19 protein-coding genes are annotated in these 19,394 nt (G+C 71.3%); 13 read left to right on the forward strand and 6 right to left on the reverse strand.

The features are described from left to right. Positions 1–12 precede the first annotated feature (12 nt). Positions 13–828, reverse strand: coding sequence for an MBL fold metallo-hydrolase (locus U870_RS0107090; protein ID WP_025156711.1), 816 nt, complete (start codon positions 826–828; stop codon positions 13–15). A gap of 156 nt (positions 829–984) precedes the next feature. Between U870_RS0107090 and U870_RS0107095 the strand changes: the two genes are divergently transcribed. From U870_RS0107095 to U870_RS0107130, 8 genes are all read left to right on the forward strand, one after another. Continuing rightward, entirely contained in the window at positions 985–2,001 is a 1,017-nt protein-coding gene (locus tag U870_RS0107095) for a LacI family DNA-binding transcriptional regulator (protein WP_025156712.1), read from the forward strand. A gap of 26 nt (positions 2,002–2,027) precedes the next feature. Beyond that, positions 2,028–3,323, forward strand: a complete 1,296-nt coding sequence (locus U870_RS0107100; protein ID WP_025156713.1) for an ADP-ribosylglycohydrolase family protein — start codon at positions 2,028–2,030, stop codon at positions 3,321–3,323. Next, entirely contained in the window at positions 3,320–4,324 is a 1,005-nt protein-coding gene (locus U870_RS0107105; RefSeq protein WP_025156714.1) for a nucleoside hydrolase, read from the forward strand. Before U870_RS0107100 ends, U870_RS0107105 begins: the two co-directional genes overlap by 4 nt. 25 nt (positions 4,325–4,349) lie before the next feature. Beyond that, the gene (locus U870_RS0107110; protein WP_025156715.1) at positions 4,350–5,696 is read left to right on the forward strand and encodes an ABC transporter substrate-binding protein; all 1,347 of its coding nucleotides are present in this window, start codon (positions 4,350–4,352) and stop codon (positions 5,694–5,696) included. A gap of 67 nt (positions 5,697–5,763) precedes the next feature. Next, on the forward strand, positions 5,764–6,723 hold the full coding sequence (locus U870_RS0107115) for a carbohydrate ABC transporter permease (protein WP_025156716.1): 960 nt from the start codon (positions 5,764–5,766) through the stop codon (positions 6,721–6,723). 8 nt (positions 6,724–6,731) lie between these two features. Then, positions 6,732–7,562 (forward strand): carbohydrate ABC transporter permease, encoded by an 831-nt coding sequence (locus U870_RS0107120; protein WP_025156717.1) that lies wholly within the window; start codon positions 6,732–6,734, stop codon positions 7,560–7,562. Continuing rightward, a complete protein-coding gene (locus tag U870_RS0107125) occupies positions 7,559–8,422 on the forward strand; it encodes a PfkB family carbohydrate kinase (protein WP_025156718.1) in 864 nt (287 codons plus the stop codon). The genes U870_RS0107120 and U870_RS0107125 overlap by 4 nt, the downstream gene beginning before the upstream one ends. Positions 8,423–8,486: 64 nt before the next feature. Next, positions 8,487–10,325, forward strand: a complete 1,839-nt coding sequence (locus U870_RS0107130) for a choice-of-anchor Q domain-containing protein (protein WP_025156719.1) — start codon at positions 8,487–8,489, stop codon at positions 10,323–10,325. Between the two features lie 75 nt (positions 10,326–10,400). Here U870_RS0107130 and galK read toward each other — a convergent pair whose 3' ends face one another. Next, positions 10,401–11,561, reverse strand: coding sequence for a galactokinase (galK, locus tag U870_RS0107135; RefSeq protein WP_025156720.1), 1,161 nt, complete (start codon positions 11,559–11,561; stop codon positions 10,401–10,403). After that, positions 11,558–12,754 (reverse strand): galactose-1-phosphate uridylyltransferase, encoded by a 1,197-nt coding sequence (gene galT, locus U870_RS0107140; protein ID WP_025156721.1) that lies wholly within the window; start codon positions 12,752–12,754, stop codon positions 11,558–11,560. The genes galK and galT overlap by 4 nt, the downstream gene beginning before the upstream one ends. Positions 12,755–12,836: 82 nt before the next feature. On the opposite strand from galT, the gene U870_RS0107145 reads away from it, so the two are divergent. Both U870_RS0107145 and U870_RS0107150 read left to right on the forward strand, forming a co-directional pair. Continuing rightward, positions 12,837–13,628, forward strand: a complete 792-nt coding sequence (locus U870_RS0107145) for a DeoR/GlpR family DNA-binding transcription regulator (protein ID WP_043709633.1) — start codon at positions 12,837–12,839, stop codon at positions 13,626–13,628. A gap of 9 nt (positions 13,629–13,637) precedes the next feature. Then, entirely contained in the window at positions 13,638–14,573 is a 936-nt protein-coding gene (locus U870_RS0107150; RefSeq protein WP_025156723.1) for an aldose 1-epimerase family protein, read from the forward strand. Here the strand turns inward: U870_RS0107150 and U870_RS0107155 are convergent. After that, positions 14,552–15,256, reverse strand: a complete 705-nt coding sequence (locus U870_RS0107155; RefSeq protein ID WP_025156724.1) for an SDR family oxidoreductase — start codon at positions 15,254–15,256, stop codon at positions 14,552–14,554. The two genes, U870_RS0107150 and U870_RS0107155, sit on opposite strands and share 22 nt — an antisense overlap. 86 nt (positions 15,257–15,342) lie before the next feature. Between U870_RS0107155 and U870_RS0107160 the strand changes: the two genes are divergently transcribed. Next, a complete protein-coding gene (locus tag U870_RS0107160) occupies positions 15,343–15,942 on the forward strand; it encodes a TetR/AcrR family transcriptional regulator (RefSeq protein WP_025156725.1) in 600 nt (199 codons plus the stop codon). On the opposite strand, the gene U870_RS24295 is transcribed toward U870_RS0107160, so the two are convergent. Further along, the gene (locus U870_RS24295; RefSeq protein WP_162819099.1) at positions 15,926–16,081 is read right to left on the reverse strand and encodes a hypothetical protein; all 156 of its coding nucleotides are present in this window, start codon (positions 16,079–16,081) and stop codon (positions 15,926–15,928) included. The two genes, U870_RS0107160 and U870_RS24295, sit on opposite strands and share 17 nt — an antisense overlap. A 3-nt stretch (positions 16,082–16,084) precedes the next feature. Next, entirely contained in the window at positions 16,085–17,194 is a 1,110-nt protein-coding gene (locus U870_RS0107170; RefSeq protein WP_025156726.1) for a calcium:proton antiporter, read from the reverse strand. A gap of 217 nt (positions 17,195–17,411) precedes the next feature. Here U870_RS0107170 and U870_RS0107175 point away from each other — a divergent pair, with 217 nt between their 5' ends. Further along, positions 17,412–18,062: a DUF4232 domain-containing protein gene (locus tag U870_RS0107175; RefSeq protein ID WP_025156727.1), complete on the forward strand. Its 651-nt coding sequence runs from the start codon at positions 17,412–17,414 to the stop codon at positions 18,060–18,062. Positions 18,063–18,085: 23 nt separating this feature from the next. Further along, positions 18,086–19,363: a chloride channel protein gene (locus U870_RS0107180; protein WP_240183644.1), complete on the forward strand. Its 1,278-nt coding sequence runs from the start codon at positions 18,086–18,088 to the stop codon at positions 19,361–19,363. Positions 19,364–19,394: the final 31 nt, after the last annotated feature.

Below are 19,394 nucleotides of genomic sequence, written 5' to 3' on the forward strand. Positions count from 1 at the left end.
AACCAGCGGCCCTCATCCGATGGGGGCGGCCCGGTCCGAGCTCTCGTCGACCACGATGAAGCGCTTGCGGACGACGCGGCCGTCCGCGGACTCCGGCAGGTCGTCGAGCGCCGAGCGCACCCGGTTCAGGATGCGCGGCGGCAGTTCCAGCGGCGGCTCGTCGGGCTGATCGAGCGTGCCGGGCGGGTAGGCGACGCCCGGCTCCTGCGACATCTCGATGTGCGCCCCGCGCAGCTCCCGCACCCGTGTGGGCGCGGCGTCGCGGAACCGGATGAGCCGGTCGATGGTCGCGGCGTACTGCGCGCGGTCGCGGATGTAGAGGTGGGCGGGCAGCACGGTGTCCCCGGTGAACATGATCCCGGTCCTCCGGTCGAAGAAGACGACCGCGGACGGTTCGTGACCGGGGCCGCCGACCACGTCGATCGGCCGCTGTCCGAGGTCGAACTCGACGACCTCGTCCGGCCAGGACCGGAACCCGAAGAACGAGATGACCTGCGCGGGAGTCGTCCCGACGATGGTGGTCGCCGGGCGCCCGGCGAGCAGCGGATCGCCGGCGATGTGGTCCCGGTGGGCGTGGGTGTGCGCGACGACCAGCGGGTAGGGCCGGAGGAACACGGCGGGGGTCCGCCGGAGCCAGGTGTCCGTCAGCCGGTCGATCGTCGCACGGAGCGGGAACACCGCCTCGTCGGCGGTCGCGCCGGTGTCGAGCAGCAGTGCGCGCCGCCGCCCGAACAGCAGGAACAGGAACGGCGCCTCCCAGTGCGACGACTTCGGCTGCCGAAGCTGCACCGTGTCGGCGTCGAGCCAGGTGATCTCGGGTTCCGTCATCCGTTCCATCTTCCTCCTGTGCGGTAGCCGGGAGGTGAACGGTGGCGGCGATGGTGCGTCCAGGGACGGAGAATGTGCGCAAACTAGTTTGCAAAACACGCACCCGTATGCCATCATGAATCAACGCATCACTGCATCAACGAGGAGCAAACCGGTTTGGTCAAAGCATCCAGTTCCGAGTCGCTGAACATCCAGACGGTCGCTGCGGCCGCCGGGGTCAGCAAGACCACCGTGTCGCACGTCCTGAGCGGCAAGCGCCCCGTCTCGCCGGCCACGCGCCGCCGGGTCGAGCGCGTGATGGAGGAGCTCGGCTACCAGCCCAACTTCTTCGCGCAGGCCCTGAACTCCCGGCGCAGCAACTCGGTGGCCCTCCTGGTGCAGGACATCACCAACCCGTTCTACCCGGCGCTCGCCCGCGGCGTCCAGAGCGTGGTCGCCTCCGCGGATCAGGTCGTCATGCTCTTCGACGTCGGCGCGGGGGAGGGCTTCCTGGACGCGTTCGTCCGTGACGCCATCCAGCGCCACGTCGACGGAGTGATCATCGCCGTCAACGACGAGATCGAACCGCAGCTGCTCGCCCTGCACGACGCGGGCATCCCGGTCGTGGGCGTCGGCTCCGGGCTCAGCGAGTCCCCCCTGGACTGGGTGTCGGCCGACGACATCGCCATCGGCACGACCGCGGTCGCCCACCTCCGTTCCGTCGGGCATCGCCGGATCGCGACCATCAGCGGCCCGATCGACCACGAGCCCGGCCGGGGCCGGTACGAGGGCTACCGGCGTGCGGTGCGCGAGCACGGCCTCGACGAGTCCGAGGACCTGCGGATCGCGGCCGACTTCACCCGGGAGGGCGGATACGCGGCGATGAAGCGGCTGCTGCGCCTGGATCCCCGCCCCGAGGCGGTGGTCTGCGCGAACGATCTGATGGCGATCGGCGCTCTGGATGCCGCGCTCGAGGCCGGGCTCGCCGTGCCGGACGACATCGCGATCATGGGCGTCGACGACATCGACGCCGCCGGACTGGTCCGTCCCGCCCTCTCCACGGTGCGGGTCCCCGCCGAAGAGATCGGGCGTGCGGCCGGCGACCTCCTGCTCCAGCGGATGGAGGAGCCGTCCACCGAGCCCGCACGCCACATCCTCGTCCAGCACTCCCTCGTCCGGCGACAGTCGGCATAACGGCACCCCTGAAAGGCACCACGACGATGCATGACGTCCTCGACAAGAGAGACCTCGTCCCCGACGAGGCCGAGCAGCTCCTCCACACCGGTCACGCGGTCGAGGACCTGGTCGCCCGCGCGCGCAGTGCGGCGGACGACGCGGACTACGGGGCACTCGAAGAGATCGAGCAGCTGCTGGTCGCGGCTCCCCGCGGCCCGCACTGGGCCTACGACGACGCCGACGGCGACGCCGTCCTGACTCCGCTGATCGACGCACTCCCCGCACGACCGGTCTCGGCGGACCTCGCTGAGCGCACCCACGGCGCCTGGCTCGGCCGCTGCGTGGGCAACACGCTGGGCAAGCCGGTCGAAGGCCTGACCCGTGCCGAGGTCCGCCGCTATCTGGAGGCCGTCGGCCAGTGGCCGCAGACCGGGTACCTCCCGCTCCTCGACGAGCTCCCCGAGGGTGTGAGCCACCTGCACGAGTCGGCGCCGTTCGCTGCCGCCGGGCGCTTCGAGGACGTTCCGCGCGATGACGACATCGACTGGACGATCCTCGGGCTCTGGCTGCTGGAGCAGCACGGCCGCGCGCTGACGATCGACGACATCGCGGCGGCCTGGCTCGACCGGTTGCCGTTCACGCAGACCTTCACGGCCGAACGCGCCGCGTATCGCAACCTCGTCCGGGGCATCCCCGCCGAGCGCGCCGCCCTGGTCGGCAACCCCTACCGGGAGTGGATCGGCGCGCTCATCCGTGCGGACATCTTCGGCTACGCCTTCCCGGGGCGCCCGGCGGAGGCGGCACGGCTGGCTCTGCGCGACGCGCGGCTGAGCCACGTGGGCAACGGGGTGTTCGGAGAGCTGTGGGCTGCCGCGCTGGTCTCGGCGTCGTTCACGACGGAGACGGCGGCCGACGCGCTCGAGACCGCGCTCGCCGTGGTTCCGGCCCGGTCTCGCCTGCATGCGGCGCTGGCGGGTGTGCTCCACCTGTCGGCGTCCGGCGCCTCCGCCTTCGAGGCCCTCGACTGGGTGGACGACGAGCTCGGGCACTACAACTGGGTGCACACGATCAACAACGCGGCGATCCTCTCGGTGGGCCTCCTCTGGGGCACCGACTTCACGACGACGCTCGCCCTGACGATCGCGGGCGGCCGCGACACCGACTCCTCCGCGGCGACCGCGGGCAGTGTGTACGGCGCCCTCCACGGGGCCGGTGCGATCCCGCAGCGGTTGGTCGGTACGACCCACGTCCGCGTGCGCAGCGCGGTCCGCGACTTCGACCGCGTCGCGATCGCCGAGCTGGCGGAGCGCACGACCACCCTGCAGGAGGCTCTGCGATGAGCGCGCTGCCCGTCATCATCGACACCGACCCCGGCCTGGGCGAGCCGGGAAGCGACATCGACGATGGTCTCGCCATCGCGCTGGCCCTGCGCTCTCCGGAGCTGGAGGTGCTCGGGCTCACCGTCGTGAACGGCAACGTCGACCTCGCCACCGGCGTCACGGTGGCCCGCGATCTCGTGGAGCGGCTCGGCCAGCCGGATCTGCCCGTGCTCGCGGGCGCCGACGTGCCGCTGGTGCGGCCGATGGGGCCGGTGCGTGCCCTGTTCGACGCCGTCCTCGGTGCTGAGCAGGTCGAGAGCCCCACCCGCCGGGACGCGGCGACGACCGAGCACGCGGCCGACTTCCTCGTCCGCACGGCGGCCGCCCGGCCCGGCGAGGTGACGGTCATCGCGATCGGACCGATGACGAACCTGGCCCTGGCGATCCAGCGCGACCCGTCGTTCGCCGCCAACGTCGGCGAGCTCGTGCTCATGGCCGGCAGCGCGACCGGGTACGCCCAGAACGTCACCGTGGTCGGCGACTTCAACGCCTACGTCGACCCGGAGGCGCTCGACATCGTCCTCCGCAGCGGAGCGCGCATCCGGATGGTCGGGCTCGATCAGACCTCCCGCGTGATGCTCACCCGCGCGGACGCAGCAGACCTGCGTGCCACCGGCAGCGGGTTCGGCGACTGGGTCGCCGACTGCACCGACGCGTGGATCGACTTCCTCGGCCGGGCCTTCCCGCTCCGGCCCGAGCACCGGGACGCCTGCTTCCTCCACGACCCGCTCGTGATCGCCGCCGTCACCCACCCGCAACTGCTCACCTGGGCGGATGCGGACGTGCGGACCGAGCTCGTGAGCGAGCTCGCCCGCGGACTCGTGGTCGCCGACCGCGGGCTCGCCCTCCAGCCACCTGCAGGAAGCAACGCCTCCGTCGCCATCGATACCGATGTCGACGCGTTCCGGCGGCTCTTCCTCTCGCGCATCAGCGCGGAACCCTCGCCCGCCCCGGGCAACTGACACAGCAACGAAGGAGTACCCGAGAATGCCGAATCACAAGGATGTGACGCGTTGGATCGCCGTCGCGGCGACCGCGGCGATCACCGTCGCCGGACTCGCCGCCTGCAGCGGCTCCACCGCCTCCGGGAGCATCGACGGCGTCGCGCCGGCCAGCCTGACCGAGCCGACGGAGCCGATCACCATCACCTACGCGGGCGCCGCCTACGACGCCAAGCAGATCCAGCCCGTGCTGGATGCGTTCCACAAGGAGCACCCGAAGATCACGGTCAAGTACGAGGCCGTGCCGTTCGACGACTTCAACAGCGTGCTCGCCGCACGCCTGACCTCGTCGGCTGACTCGATCGACGTCTTCGACGTCGACATGCCGCGTACCTCGGCCTACGCGGCGCGCGGCTGGCTGAGCGACCTGACGAAGACGTTCCCGACCCTGTCGAAGGAGGTCGACCCGGGCAGTCTGAAGGCGGCGACCGTGGACGGCAAGCTCGTGACGATGCCCTACCAGACCTCGACGAACATCATGTACTACAACAAGACGCTGCTGGCGGCTGCAGGCATCACCCCGCCGAGCGCGGCGGCCGCGGACCGGGAGACCTGGGAGCAGGTGACCGCGGACGCCACCACGGCGAAGACGGCCGGCGCGCAGTACGGGCTCGTGTTCGACCAGATCGACCGCTACTACCAGCTGCAGCCGCTCGCCGAGAGCGCAGGCGGAGGAGCCGGAGGGAAGGGCGCAGGCAACCTGACCCCCGACGTCACGAACGCCGGATGGACCAAGGCCTTCACGTGGTATGGCAGCCTCTTCGCCGACGGCCTCTCGCCGCGCGGCGTCGCGGTGGCGGACACGCCCAACCTGTTCGCCGCGGGCAAGGTCGCCTACTATGTGGGCGGCCCGTGGTGGGGCACCCAATTCGTCGCCGAGAAGGGCCTCGACTTCGGCGTGGCCCCCTTCCCGGCGTTCGAGGGCGGCACGGCTTCCACCCCGACCGGTGGATGGTCGCTCGGCCTGAACCCGAAGGCGACCGCCGCGAAGGCGAACGCCGGAGCGCTCTTCATGAAGTTCATGGGCATCGACGACGGGGGCTACGCCCAATACCTGTCGGCACTCGCGGTGCCCCCGTCGAACCTGAAGGGCTCCGCCGCCTTCTACGGCTCCCCGACGTTCCAGGACCCGCGTTTCGCGGGCGTCGTCGACCTCATGAAGTCCGAGCTCGCCCACACGGCGACGCTGCGTCTCCAGACCGTGGGATACGTCGAGTTCGAGGACACCTTGACGAAGACCTTCGACGACATCATCAACGGCACCCCCGCCGAGAAGGCGCTGACGTCGGCCTCGAGTCAGCTCGACGACGCCTGGGCCAAGTACCGCAAGTAGTCCCGCCGCACGCGGCGCAGTCGCCCGGTGCCGGATCCTCCGGCACCGGGCCCCGGGAGAGAGACACATGACTTCGGCAACACACCTCGACAGGGCGCAGCCGGCCTCGCCGCCGCGTGCGCCCCAGCACCGGCCCCCGCGGGAACGCGGGCGCCGCAGGCGCCGCGATCTCATCGCCGCGGCGGCCTTCCTGGCCCCGACGCTGGTGCTCATCGCGCTGCTGCGGATCTGGCCCACCATCACCGCGGTGATCGATTCGACCAGGTCGGGCCTGCCGGGGAGCCTCGCCGCACCCGAGTTCGTGGGCTTCGACGTCTTCGCGAAGATGTTCGCCAGCCCGGCGTTCTGGAACAGCGTCACCCAGACGCTGGTCTTCAACGTCATCGTCAACCCGCTGCAGATCTTCGTCGCCCTGCTGCTGGCCGTGCTGCTCACTCGGGCGATCCCGGCCCGCGGTCTCTGGCGGACCCTCATCTTCCTCCCGGCGGCCGTCCCCCTGGCCGGATCCACCATCGTGTGGGGGATCGCGCTGCGGCCCGACGGACCCGTGAACGGGTTCCTCGCGCTCCTCGGCATTCCCGCCCAGCCCTGGTTCACCAGTCCCGACCAGGTGATCCTGTCGATCGTCCTGCTCGCCAGCTGGATCGGCATCGGCTACTGGATGATGTTCCTCATCGCCGGCCTCAACGACATCCCGCCGGTGTACTACGAGGCGGCGCGGATCGACGGCGCGGGAGCCCTCCGGACCTTCTTCTCGGTGACGCTCCCGATGCTGCGCCGGCCGTTGCTGTTCGTGCTCGTCGCCGACACAGTCTCCAACTTCGTCCTGTTCGCCCCCGTGCAGATCCTCACCAGGGGCGGGCCGGAGAGCCGCAGCGACTTCCTGATGTACGACATCTTCCACCGCAGCTTCGAGCTCAGCGACCCCTACCAGGCGTCGGCCCAACTCGTGGTGCTGCTGATCCTGATGATCGCGATCGTCGGAGTGCAGTTCCGACTCCTCGGGTCCGGGGAGGCCGACGAATGAACGCGCGCATGCGCCTGCTCCCGCGCGTCGTCCTCGCCGTCGTCGCCATCGGGATATCCCTCGCCTTCCTCGTGCCGGTGCTCTGGCTCGTCGCGAGCACCTTCCGGAGCGCGACCGAGACGTTCGCCGCCAGCTCGCCCCTCAGCTGGCAGGTCCTCTGGCCGCAGGACTGGACGCTCGACAACCTCGTCTCAGCGGTCGACAGCGGGTTCCTCACCGCTCTGGGCAACAGCCTCATCGTGGCGGGGGTCACCGTCGTCGTCGGCCTCGTCGTCAGTTCGGCGGCGGCGTTCGCGCTCGCCGTGATCCCCTTCCGGGGCCGCGGCGCGGTCTTCACGATCGTGGTCCTGAGTTTCCTGATCCCGTTCGAGGCGATCGCGATCCCGCTCTCCCGCACGTTGAGCGACTGGGGGCTGGCGAACACGCTGGTCGCCCTGATCCTGCCCGGCCTGGGCAACGGTCTGGCCGTGTTCACCCTGCGCCAGTTCTTCCTCGGCATCCCGCCGTCGCTCTCGGAGGCCGCGCACCTCGACGGGGCGAACTGGTTCCGGATCTACTGGTCGATCTACCTGCCGCTGACCCGGCCGGCGCTGATCGGCGCCGGACTGATCCTCTTCCTGTTCCAGTGGCAGGCCTACCTGTGGCCGATCCTGATCACCTCATCCGACGCGATGGATCTGGCGCCGGTCGCCATCGCCAAGTCGTTCGGTGCGTTCTCGACCGACTACGGCCGGGTCTTCGCCGAGACCGCCATCCTCGCCGTGATCCCCGCGATCATCCTGCTGGCGCTGCAGCGGTTCTTCGTCACCTCCGTCGCGAGCACCGGGAGCAAGGAATGAGCGGCACCGTCGCCGTCGTCGGGTCGGTCAACCTCGATATCGTGATCTCGGTGGACCGGAGGCCCGGCGCCGGCGAGACGGTGACGGGCTCCGGTGTCCAGGAGGTGCTGGGCGGCAAGGGCGCGAACCAGGCCGTCGCGGCCGCGCGCGTGGTCCCCACCATCCTGGTCGCCGCGGTCGGCGGCGACGGCGCCGGACGCGCGGCGCGGGCGCAGCTCGCGGACGCGGCCGTCGGCACGGCGGCACTGCGTTCGTCCCCGCTGCCCACCGGTCGCGCGTACATCGTCCTCAGCGCGGACGCCGAGAACAGCATCGTCGTCGTCCCGATGGCGAACTCCGACCTCACGGCCGGCCACGTCGTGGAGTCCCTCGAGCAGACGGGGCCCTCGACGGTCCTCGCCCAGCTGGAGGTCCCTCCCGGCGCGGTCGCGGCGGCGGCGGCATGGTGCGAGCGATCGGGGGCACGGTTCATCCTGAACCCGAGCCCGATCACGCAGGTGGACGAGAGCATCATCGCCGCCGCCGACCCGCTCATCGTCAACCGGCACGAGGCCGCCCAGCTCTGCGGGCTCGGCGGCGGCCACGACCAGCCGCTCGAGGCGCTCGCGTCGGCACTCGTCGGGCTCAGCCGATCGGTCGTGATCACCGACGGCCCCCGTGGCGCGGTCACGGCGGACGGCCGGGTCACCGATGCGGTGGCGGCCCCCGTCGTGACGGCCGTCGACACCACCGGCGCCGGAGACGCCTTCGCCGGCACCCTGGCCGCCCGTCTCGCCGCCGGCGACACCCTTCCGGAGGCCGCCCGCCGCGCTGTCGCGGAGGCCTCCCGACTCGTCCGTCTGCCGCGCTCGGAGCGGTGACGGCACGTCCCCGCGGGGACGAACCAGCGACACCCGTGCACCACCCCTCACCGAAGGAGCACCGATGAAGTCGATCCGTCGCGGCCTCGCCCTGGCCGCCGTCACCGCCCTCGCGCTGGGAGCGCTCACGCTCGCATCGCCCGCCGTCGCCGACCCCCTCTCCCCGGCGACGGGAGCGCGCCCCTCCACCTCCGGAACACCCGTCCCGGGTACGGGCGGGGCGGTCTACTACGTCGACGCGGCGGCGGGCTCCGACACCAATGCCGGCACCTCGCCGACGGCGGCGTGGAAGACCCTCGCGCGCGTCACCGCGCAGACCTTCGGGCCCGGCGACGTCGTCGCGTTCGAGCGCGGCGAGACCTTCACCGGCTCGGCGACGATCAGTGGAGGCGGAACGGCCTCGCTCCCGGTCACGGTCACCGCGTACGGGACGGGCGCCCAGCCGGTCCTCACCAATCCGGGCGGCCTCACCATGCTGAAGGTGGACGCGCCCTCCGTCGTCGTCGCGGATCTCGCCTTCACCACCGGGGTCGTCTTCGACAACGCCGACGGGCTCGGCATCGTCGGCCCGAAGTACGAGAACAGCGGCGCCGTCGCGATCACGGGCAACGGCACAGGGGCGCTCGTCCGGGACAGCACGTTCACCGACGTGGGCGTGGGCGTCAAGGTCTACGGTGCCGGCTCGAAGGTGCTGCACAACACCTTCCAGCACCTCCGGATCGCCTTCCGCGGCATGGACTCAGGCCACGAGACCTCCTACGGAGCGATCGGGGTCTCGATCGACAACAGCCAGGTCGAGGTGGCGTACAACGACTTCATCGACTGCCGGTCGACCGACAGTCCGTATGGAGCGGACGGCGGCGCGATCGAGATCGAGGGCTTCCTGCACACCAAGGACGACATCGCCATCCACCACAACTACTCGCGCGGCTCCCAGGGCTTCCTGGAGGTCACCGAGACGACGACGTCCAAGGTCAGCATCACCGAGAACGTCAGCGACGACTACCAGCAGTTCATCGCCTGGGACACCACGACGACCCCGAGCGGATACCTGGCCCAGAACAACACGGTCATCCGCTCCTCCGACACCTCGAAGCTGTTCGACCAGTACTACTACCGGGTCACCGGACCGACGCCGAGTGCGGCCTGGATCACGATCAGGAACAACATCTTCCAGACCGCGGGTCCGTTCAGCTTCTACGACTTCCCGCACGACCACAACCTGTTCGCGCCCTCGGTCTCCCTGCCATACGCGCTCGGCGCGGGTGATCTGATCGCCACGCCCGCCTACGCGAACGCCGCGGGCCGGGACTACCGGCCGACCCAGCTCAGCCCGGCCGTCGACAACGGAGCGGCGACCGGCGTGGGGACCGACCTCGCGGGCAACCCGCTCGGCGTCGGCCTCGGGACGGACATCGGCGCCTTCGAGCTCCAGAGCTCGCCCTCCTCGACCGGGTCGACCCTGGTGAGCGACGGCGGATTCGAGTCCCAGACCGCGATCACGGCGACCTCCACCCCGTGGTGGAGTGACGGAGCCCTGACCTACGGGGTGGACATCAACGCGGGCAAGGCGCACAGCGGGCAGGACGACGGCTGGATCGCGACGTCCGGCACCGGCTGGGGTGCACTCCGGCAGACCGTCGCGGTGACCCCGAACACGAACTACCGCTTCTCGGTGTGGGTGCGGACATCCGCCGTCGTGAACAACGCCTGGCTCGGCGCCAAGACCACGGGCGGGGCCGTGCTGGGGGAGGTGCGGCACGGTCAGGCGGGTGCGTACACGCGCTATGTCGTGACGTTCAACAGCGGCGCCAACTCCACGGCCGTGCTCCACGTCGGGCTCTGGGGTGCGGGTACGGGGACCTGGGAGCAGGTCGACGACGCCTGGCTGCAGCAGCTCTGAGGCGCCGGGCGGCACCGCGCCCGACAGCAGGAACGGCCGGGAGGACGATCGTCCTCCCGGCCGTTCCGTCGTCGATCAGCTCTCCCGGCGTGTGCCTTCGGAGGGGATCACCGTGAACAGGGTCGGCTGGCCGAAGCCGTGCTCGGCGAAGGCGCCGTCCAGAGCGACGAGCACGCGGCTGACCGCGTGCGACGGCACGAGGGCGATCGCCGAGCCGCCGAAGCCGCCGCCGGTCATGCGGGCGCCGAGGGCGCCGTTGGCCTGCGCCGTCTCGACGGCGAGGTCGAGCTCGGGCACCGAGATCTCGAAGTCGTCGCGCATGGAGGCGTGGGAGGCGTCGAGCAGCTCGCCGATCGCGGTCGGGCCCTGCTCCCGCAGGGTGCGCACGGTGTCGAGGACGCGCTGGTCCTCGGTGACGACGTGACGCACGCGACGGAACGTCACGTCGTCGAGGAGCTCGCGGGCGCGGTCCAGGTCGGCGACCGAGACGTCGCGCAGCGAGGCCACCCCGAGGGCGGCGGCACCGGCTTCGCACGAGGCGCGCCGTTCGGCGTAGCCGCCGGTGGCGTGCGCGTGCTCCACACCCGTGTCGATCACCACGATCTCGAGCTCGGCCTCGGCCAGGCCGAGCGGCACGATCTCCGACTGCAGGGTGCGGCAGTCCAGGAAGACGGCGGCGTCGGGCTCGCCGAGCAACGACGCGGACTGATCCATGATCCCCGTGGGGGCGCCGACGGCCACGTTCTCGGCGCGCTGGCCCACCCGGGCGAGCGTCTGCCGGTCGAGACCGAGCCGCCAGACGTCGTTCAGGGCGAGCGCGACAGCGCCTTCGATGGCGGCCGAGGAGGAGAGCCCGGCGCCGACCGGGACGTTCGAGTCGATCAGCACGTCGAAGCCGGGGACGGCGGCCAGGTCGGCCCCGAACTCGCCGAGCGCCCAGGCGACGCCGAGCGGGTAGGCCGACCACCCCGAGAGCGCGTCCGGCCCGATGGCGTCGAGGTCGATCTCCACCAGCTCGTCGGCGAAGGTGCTTCCCACGCGCACGGTGCGGTCGTCGCGCAGGCCGAGCGCGGCGACGGTGCGGCGGTTGATCGCGAACGGGAGCACGAAGCCCTCGTTGTAGTCGGTGTGCTCGCCGATGAGGTTCACGCGGCCGGGGGACGACCACACGCCGTCGGGCTGGCGGCCGAACACCTCGGCGAAGTCGTCGCGGACGCCGGAGCGCAGATCGGTCATCGGTCGGCCTTTCGGTCGGTGGTGGAGTCGGGAGTGACGGTGACGAGGCCGGAGACACCGGTGGGCAGCTCGCCGACCGGGTTCTCCCGGTCCGCCCGGGCGACGGCGTCGCGGAGGGCCTCTGCGGCCTTCTCCGGCGGGACGTCGCCGATCCAGGCGCCCATCGCGGCTTCGGAGCCGGCCAGGAACTTCAGCTTATCCGCGGCACGACGGGGGGATGTGATCTGGAGCATGAGGCGGATCTCGTCCCGGCGTATGTCGACCGGTGCCTGGTGCCAGGCCGCGATGTACGGCGTGGGGGAGTCGTAGAGGGCGTCGACGCCGCGCAGCACGCGCAGGTAGAGCGTGGCCAGCTCGTCGCGTTCGGCGTCGTTCGCCTCGGCGAAGTCCGCGACGTGCCGGTGCGGGAGCACGTGGATCTCGATCGGCCAGCGGGCCGCGAACGGCACGAACGCCGTCCAGTGCTCGCCGGCCAGCACGACCCGTTCGGAGGCGCGTTCGCGTTCCAGGATGTCGGCGAAAAGCGTCGGCCCGTACGCGTCGAGCGAGCGGATCAGGGCGCTGGTGCGCGGGGTGATGTACGGGTAGGAGTAGATCTGGCCGTGCGGGTGGTGCAGGGTGACGCCGATGGCCTCGCCGCGGTTCTCGAACGGGAACACCTGGCGGACGCCGGGAAGGGCCGAGAGCGCCGTGGTGCGATCGGCCCACGCCTCGATGACCGTGCGGGCGCGCGACGGCGTCAGACTGCCGAAGGAGCCCGAGGTGGCCGGGCTGAAGCACACGACCTCGCAGCGACCGATGGACGTGCGGGTGCGGCCGAGGCCGACCTCGGCCAGGTCGGCCAGGCCGAGCGGTGCGTTCGCGTCGTCGAGCAGCGGACCGAACGACGGCGACTTGTTCTCGAACACGGCCACGTCGTACACGCTGGGGATCTCGGAAGGATTGCTGGGCGTCGCCGGAGCGAGCGGGTCGAGCTCGGCGGGCGGAAGCATCACACGGTTCTGACGGGCGGCGGCGATCGACACCCACTCCCCGGTCAACGGGTCCTGGCGCATGGTCGCCGTGGCCGGGCGCGGCGCGGGCTCGCGCAGGTCGGGCGCCCGCTCGGGGTCGAGCGTCGAGTCCGCGTCGTCGTAGTAGATCAGGTCGCGGCCGTCGGCGAGGACGTGCGGACGCTTGGTGATGGAAGCCATGCCAGCCTTTCGTTTGCGAAAGCAAATCTACTCATCTGCTTTCGTATTGACAAGCAAACGCAACCAGAACACGATGGGGCGTATGAGCGAACCGCTGCCCGCCGCCCTCCGCCGCGAACGGATGCTCGAACGCATCGGCCGCGCCGGCTTCGTACGGGTCAGCGAGCTGAGCGAGGAGTTCCAGGTCTCCGACGTGACCGTGCGCAGCGACCTCGACGCCCTCGACGAGCAGCAGAGCATCCGCCGCGTCCACGGCGGCGCCGTGCTGCGCGGTGCTGGGATGCGCGAGGCGAGCTTCGAGGAGGCCCTGGAGTCGTCCGCGGACGAGAAGCGCGCGATCGGCCTCGCTGCCGCCGCACTGGTCGCCCCCGGCAGCAGCGTCCTGCTCGACGTCGGCACCACGACCGCAGCGATCGCCCGTGCACTCGCCGACCGGGAGGATCTGACCGGGGTGACGGTGATCACCAATGGGCTCACCATCGCGCTGGAGCTGGAGCGCGCCATCCCACGGTTCCAGGTGGTCGTGACCGGCGGGACCCTGCGGCCGCTGCAGCATTCCCTGGTGGAGCCTCTCGCCTCCAGCCTGCTCGAGCGCGTGCACGCCGATCTCGCCTTCATCGGCTGCACGGGCGTGCACCCCGTCGGCGGCGTCACCAACGTGAACCTGCCCGAAGCCGACCTGAAGCGCGCCATGGTGACGACGGCGGAGCGTGCCGTGGTCGTCGCGGACGGCTCCAAGCTCGGCCGCACCCACCTCGGCCGGATCGCCGGCGTCGAGGAGGTCTCCGCCCTCATCACGGGTGCCTCCGCCTCCGCCGACGCCCTGATCGCGCTGCGCGAAACCGGGCTGCCGGTGACGGTCGCCGGGGCCTAGGCTGAGGCCATGCGAGCTCCCACCGGCGACCAGTACGACCTCGAGTTCGGGGATCTCAGTGCCACCATCACGCAGGTGGCGGCGGGCATCCGCACCCTGCGGTACGCGGGGGTCGACCTCACCGAGCCGTTCCCCGAGAGCGCGACCCCGCCGTCCGCCGATGGCATCGTGCTCGTCCCGTGGCCGAACCGGGTCAAGGACGGGCGCTGGGAGCTCGACGGCGCGGTGCAGCAGCTGGCGCTCACCGAGCCGCCTCTCGGCAACGCCAGCCACGGGCTTCTGCGCTTCGCGCCGTACACGCTCGTCGCGCGCACCGATTCGTCCGTCACGCAGGCCGCGACCATCTATCCGCAGGCCGGCTACCCGTTCCTGCTCGACACCACCGTCGAGCACGAGCTCGACACCGAAGGGCTCACGGTCACGCACACGATCGTCAACCGGGGCGAGCTCCGCGCGCCCGTCGCGATCGGCACCCATCCCTACCTGCGGATCGGCGACGTGCCGGCGGATGAGCTCACCCTGACCGTGGCCGCGCGCACCCGCTTCGAGACGGACGACCGGCTCAATGTGACCGGGGAGGTGCCGGTGGCCGGCACCCGCTTCGACTTCTCGGAGGGCGTGCGGGTGGGCGGGCTGGAGGTCAACGACGGCTTCGGCGGTCTGACGGACCGGCCCGAGCACGTGCTCGCCGCGGACGATGGGCGCCGGGTCGTGCTGTGGAGCGACCCCGCCTTCGCCTACGTGCAGGTCTTCACGCATCGCGCGTTCGCCACGAAGGAGCCGGGGGAGGTCGCCCTCGCCGTCGAGCCGATGACCGCGCCGGCGAACGCCCTCAACTCCGGTCAGGGCCTCCGCTGGCTCGAGCCGGGGGAGGAGTGGACCGTGAGCTGGGGCATCCGGCCGGAGGGCTTCGCCGGGTCGTCCTACCTGGCCAGCTGGGGGTAGAGGACGCGCACGTCCTCGTGGAGCTTCGACTTCACGTGGCGTGCCACGTCGCCCACGATCGCCTCGGCGTCGCCGGCCGCGACGGCGTCCAGTGCTTCGGCGACGACCTGCGCGGGCGGGACTTTGACGCCCTCGGCGCCGGCCGCCATCTCGGTGTCGACGTAGCCGACGTGCACACCGACCACCTGGATGCCCTGCGGCGCCAGCTCGACCCGGGCCGAGTTGCTCGCCGACCAGAGGGCTGCCTTGGTCGCGCTGTACGAGCCGAGGGCGAGCCAGCTGAGCGCCGAGTGCATGTTGACGATCGCGCCGCCGCCGTTGCGGGCGATGGCCGGTGCGAAGGCGCGGGTGATCAGCACCGGGCCCCAGAAGTTGGTGTCGAACTCGCGGTGGATCTCGGCCGGATCGCCCGACACGAGCGACTGGTTCACGGCGATGCCGGCGTTGTTGACGAGCACGGTGACGTCGGACGCCGCCTCGGCGGCGCGCCGGATGCTCTCGGCGTCCGTCACGTCGAGGGCGAGCGGTACGACACGCGGGTCGTCGACCGTGACGGTCTCGGGGCGGCGCGCGGCGGCGTAGACCTTCGCGACGCCGCGTTCGAGCAGCCCGGCCACGAACGCGGCGCCCAGCCCGCGGTTCGCTCCGGTGACGAGGGCGGTGCGCCCGGTGAGGTCGGTCATGGTTCCTCCAGAAGTAAACAGATCGGTTTACTCGAAATGTACACAGATCGGTTTACTTTGTCCACTCTCGCCCCTAGAATCGACGCATGACCACCGCCCCCGCCGAACCCCGGCCCAAGCCACGCGAGCGGGTGCTCGCCGCGGCCGCCCGGCTGTTCATCGGCGAGGGGGTGAACGCCGTCGGCGTGGACCGCATCGCCCAGGAGGCGGCGGTGTCCAAGCGATCCATCTACCAGCACTTCGACGGCAAGGATGCGATCGTGGCCGAGATGCTGCGCGAGTACGGGCCGCGCGTGGTCTCCGGGTACTTCACCGTGGACGACGAGCGCACGCCGCGCGAGCGGGTGCTGCACGTCTATGACGCACTGCACGAGGCGGCGCAGGCGGGCGACTTCTTCGGCTGCCCGTTCGTCAACGTCGCGACCGAGCTCCGCGACCGGGAGCATCCCGCCAGCCGGGTCGCTCAGCACTTCAAGAGCGAGCTGACCGGATACTTCGAGCGGCAGGCCGTCGCCGCAGGGACGGCGGATCCCCACGTGCTCGCGGTGCAGCTGACCCTGCTCTTCGACGGGGCGTCGGCCAGCGCCGCGATGTGCGGGGGGACGCCGGCCGCGGCGCGGCTCGCCGCCGAGCAGCTGTTCGACACGGCCGTAGCGGCCGGCCCCGGTATCAGCTCCGGGTGCTGATCGCCCGCCAGCTGCCGGCGCGGTCGTCGGCGATGAGCCGGCGGAGGAAGGCGCAGACGTTCCCATCGAGCACGAAGCACGGCTGGACGGTCCGTTCGAGGTGGGCGTCGACGCGCGGATCCCGTGCTCCCCTGGGCACCGGCTACGGCGCGACCGACAGGAAGATGAACGCCGCGAACAGGATGAGGTGGATGCCGCCCTGCATCCGCACAGCCCGGCCCGGCATGAGCGTGAGGATGCTGACCGCGACCGTGAGGGCCAGCAGCACGATCTGGCTCGCGCCCAGTCCGAGGTGGAGGGCGCCGGGCAGCCAGATCGACGCGACCGCGATCACCGGGATGGTGAGGCCGATGCTCGCGATGGCCGAGCCGAGGGCCAGGTTGAGGCTGGTCTGCATCCGGTTGAGCTTCGCCGCCTTGGCGGCCGCGATACCCTCGGGGAGCAGGACCAGCAGCGCGATGATCACACCGACGAACGACTGCGGCAGTCCGGCCCCGGTGACTGCGCGCTCGATCGGCGTCGACTCGAGCTTGGCCAGCCCGACGACCGCCACCAGCGCGACGAGCAGCAGGCCGAGACTGATCAGCGCCGTGCGGGTGGACGGGCGCTCGGCGTGTGTGTCCTCATCGTCGCCGTTGCCGTTGCCCTCCGACGGCTTGAGCGCGACGGGCAGGAAGAAGTCGCGGTGGGCGAACGTCTGGGTGAAGACGAACATCGCGTACAGCGAGATGGAGGCGAGGGCCGCGAACACCAGCTGGCTCGGCGAGAACTGCGGACCCGGTGTCTCGGTGAACGTCGGCACCACCATCGTCAGTGTCGCCATCGCGGTCACGGTCGCGAGGGCGGCGCTGCTGCCCTTGGCGTTGAACGAGGTCATCGACCCGCGGCCCGAGCTGAGGAGGAGCGACAGGCCCACGATGCCGTTCATCGTGATCATCACGGCCGAGAACACCGTGTCCCGTGCCAGCGTCTCGGAATCCTTGCCCGACGTCATCAGCGTGACGATCAGGGCGACCTCGATCACCGTGACCGCGACGGCGAGCACCAAGGAGCCGAACGGCTCACCGACCCGGTGCGCAACGACCTCCGCGTGCTGCACGGCGGCGAGCACGGTTCCACCGAGCACGAGAGCGATCAGCACGACCGCCCACGGCTGGAGTTCGACCGTCCAGAACGCGGCGAGCAGGACGATGCCGATGATCGGGACGACGACCGCCCAGGAGCGGGTGAGCCAGGATGCGATCGCTTTCATGGGTCCATCCTGCCAGCCGGGTTCTCCGCACCGCACAGTGTTTTCGGATCGGAGTCCCCGTGGTTCCGGATCGGCGACACCGTGCTCCCCGGTCGACGTCACCGTGCTCCGTCGTCGGCGGCACCGTGCTTTCCGGTCCGCGGCACCGTGCTCGCCGATCGGCAGGAACCTCGGCGCGCTGCCGCGACGACGCCCGGCAGGCTGATGGGATGGGGGCATGGCCCGTTCACGGAACCTCTCCTCCGCCCGGCCGCGTCGCGTCGGCGCCGCCGCCTCCCGCTTCGCCGCCGCCGCGCTCGCCGCCGGTGCCGTGGTCCTCGCCATCTCGGGATGCACGCCGTCGGCGTCGCCGAGCGCATCGCCGTCGGCCTCGACCTCGTCGCCCTCGGGGAGCGCCGCGCCACGGCCCACCGGTACGAGCACCTCCGCTCCGATCGACGGCCAGTGCGACACGGGCTCCCTCACCGGCAGCATCCAGCCGGGCGAAGGCGGCGCCGCGGGCAGCACGGAGGTCACCCTCGTGCTGACCAACGGCGGGTCGAGCGCCTGTGCTCTGCAGGGCTGGCCAGGGGTCTCCTTCGTCGGAGACGGCAACGGCACCCAGCTGGGAGCACCGGCCGATCTCGACCGCAGTGCTCCGCACCCCACCGTGACGCTGCAGCCGGGCGGAACCGCCCAGGCGCCGCTGAAGATCGTGCAGGCGCTCAACTACTCGAAGGCGGACTGCAATCCACAGCAGGCGGACGGCTTCCGTGTCTACCCGCCCGGCTCGACCGCGTCGCTCTTCGTGAAGGACGCCGATGCGACCGCCTGCCAGTCGGCCTCCATCTCCCTGTTGACCGTTGGCGCGCTCGTCCCGGGCGCCTGACCCGCTCCATTACGCTGGGACGCGTGCCTTCCGCCCGAGCCGCGCGCCCGTCCGGCGCCCCCGCCTGGGTGCTCCGCCTCGTCGTCGTCACCGCCCTCGTCGGCATCGGCGGCGGGATCGGCGGCGCCCTCGTCTATCTCGCCCTGCACGCGATCCAGCATCTGGCGTTCGGATACTCGGAGGGCTCGTTCCTCCAGGGTCTGCTGGAGGCCCCGCCGGTCAGCAGGGTCGTCGCGCTGATCGTCGCCGGCGTCATCGGCGGCGTCGGCTGGTGGCTGCTCCGCCGGTGGGGGAGGCGACGGCCGGAGCACGCCGTCGTCTCGGTCGAGGCCTCCGTCGGCGGTCGCCGCATGCCCGTCGTCGTGACGCTGGTGAACGCCGGGCTGCAGATCGTGATCGTCGGCCTCGGGGCGTCGATCGGTCGTGAGGTGGCGCCCCGGGAGGTCGCTGCGCTCTGGGCGGGCTGGCTCTCGGAACGCGCCGGAGTGACCGCGCGCGAACGGCGCATCCTGGTCGCCTGCGGCGCGGGCGCCGGCCTCGCCGCCGTCTACAACGTCCCGCTCGGCGGGGCCGTCTTCGCCGTCGAGATCCTGCTCGCCGAGGTCAGCTTCGCCACCGTGCTCCCGGCCCTCGCGACGTCGGCCATCGCGGCGTTGGTGGCGCGCATCGTCGTCCCGGCCAATCCCCTGTACGTGGTCGAGCAGGTGCCGCTCACGCCGACGATCGTGATCTGGTCGGTGCTGGCCGGCCCGGTCCTCGGGCTCGCGGCCGTCGGTTTCGTGAAGCTCGCGGCGTTCGCCCAGCGGCACCGACCGAGATCCTGGGGCATCCTCATCGTCATGCCGCTGGTGTTCGCGGCCGTCGGGGTGGTCTCGCTGTGGCTTCCGGCGATCCTGGGCAACGGCCGTTCGCTCGGCCAGCTGGCATTCACGGCGACCATCCCGGTGCTGCTGGTCCTGGCCATCACCCTCGTGAAGACGGTGTCGACCGTCGGCACCATCGGCGCCGGAGCCGCAGGCGGGACGCTGACGCCGTCGCTGGCCATCGGCGCCGGGCTCGGGCTCACGATCGGCGCGGCGTGGGATCTGCTCTGGCCCGGTGCTCCGCTCGCCGGGTTCGCGCTGATCGGCGCGGCAGCCTTCCTGGCCGTCACCATGCGAGCGCCCCTGACGGCCCTCGTGCTCGTCCTGGAGTTCACGAACCAAGGGCTCCAGTTGCTCGCGCCGATCATGCTCTGCATCGCGGGCGCGGTCGCGGTCGGCTACCTGATGGAGCGCGGGCGCGTCACCGGTGTCGCGTAGGCGGGCCAGGACGGACGGCCCACGCACCGCA

Origin of the sequence: Leifsonia aquatica H1aii, from assembly GCF_000633535.1 — a bacterium.
GTDB lineage: Bacteria > Actinomycetota > Actinomycetes > Actinomycetales > Microbacteriaceae > Leifsonia > Leifsonia aquatica_A.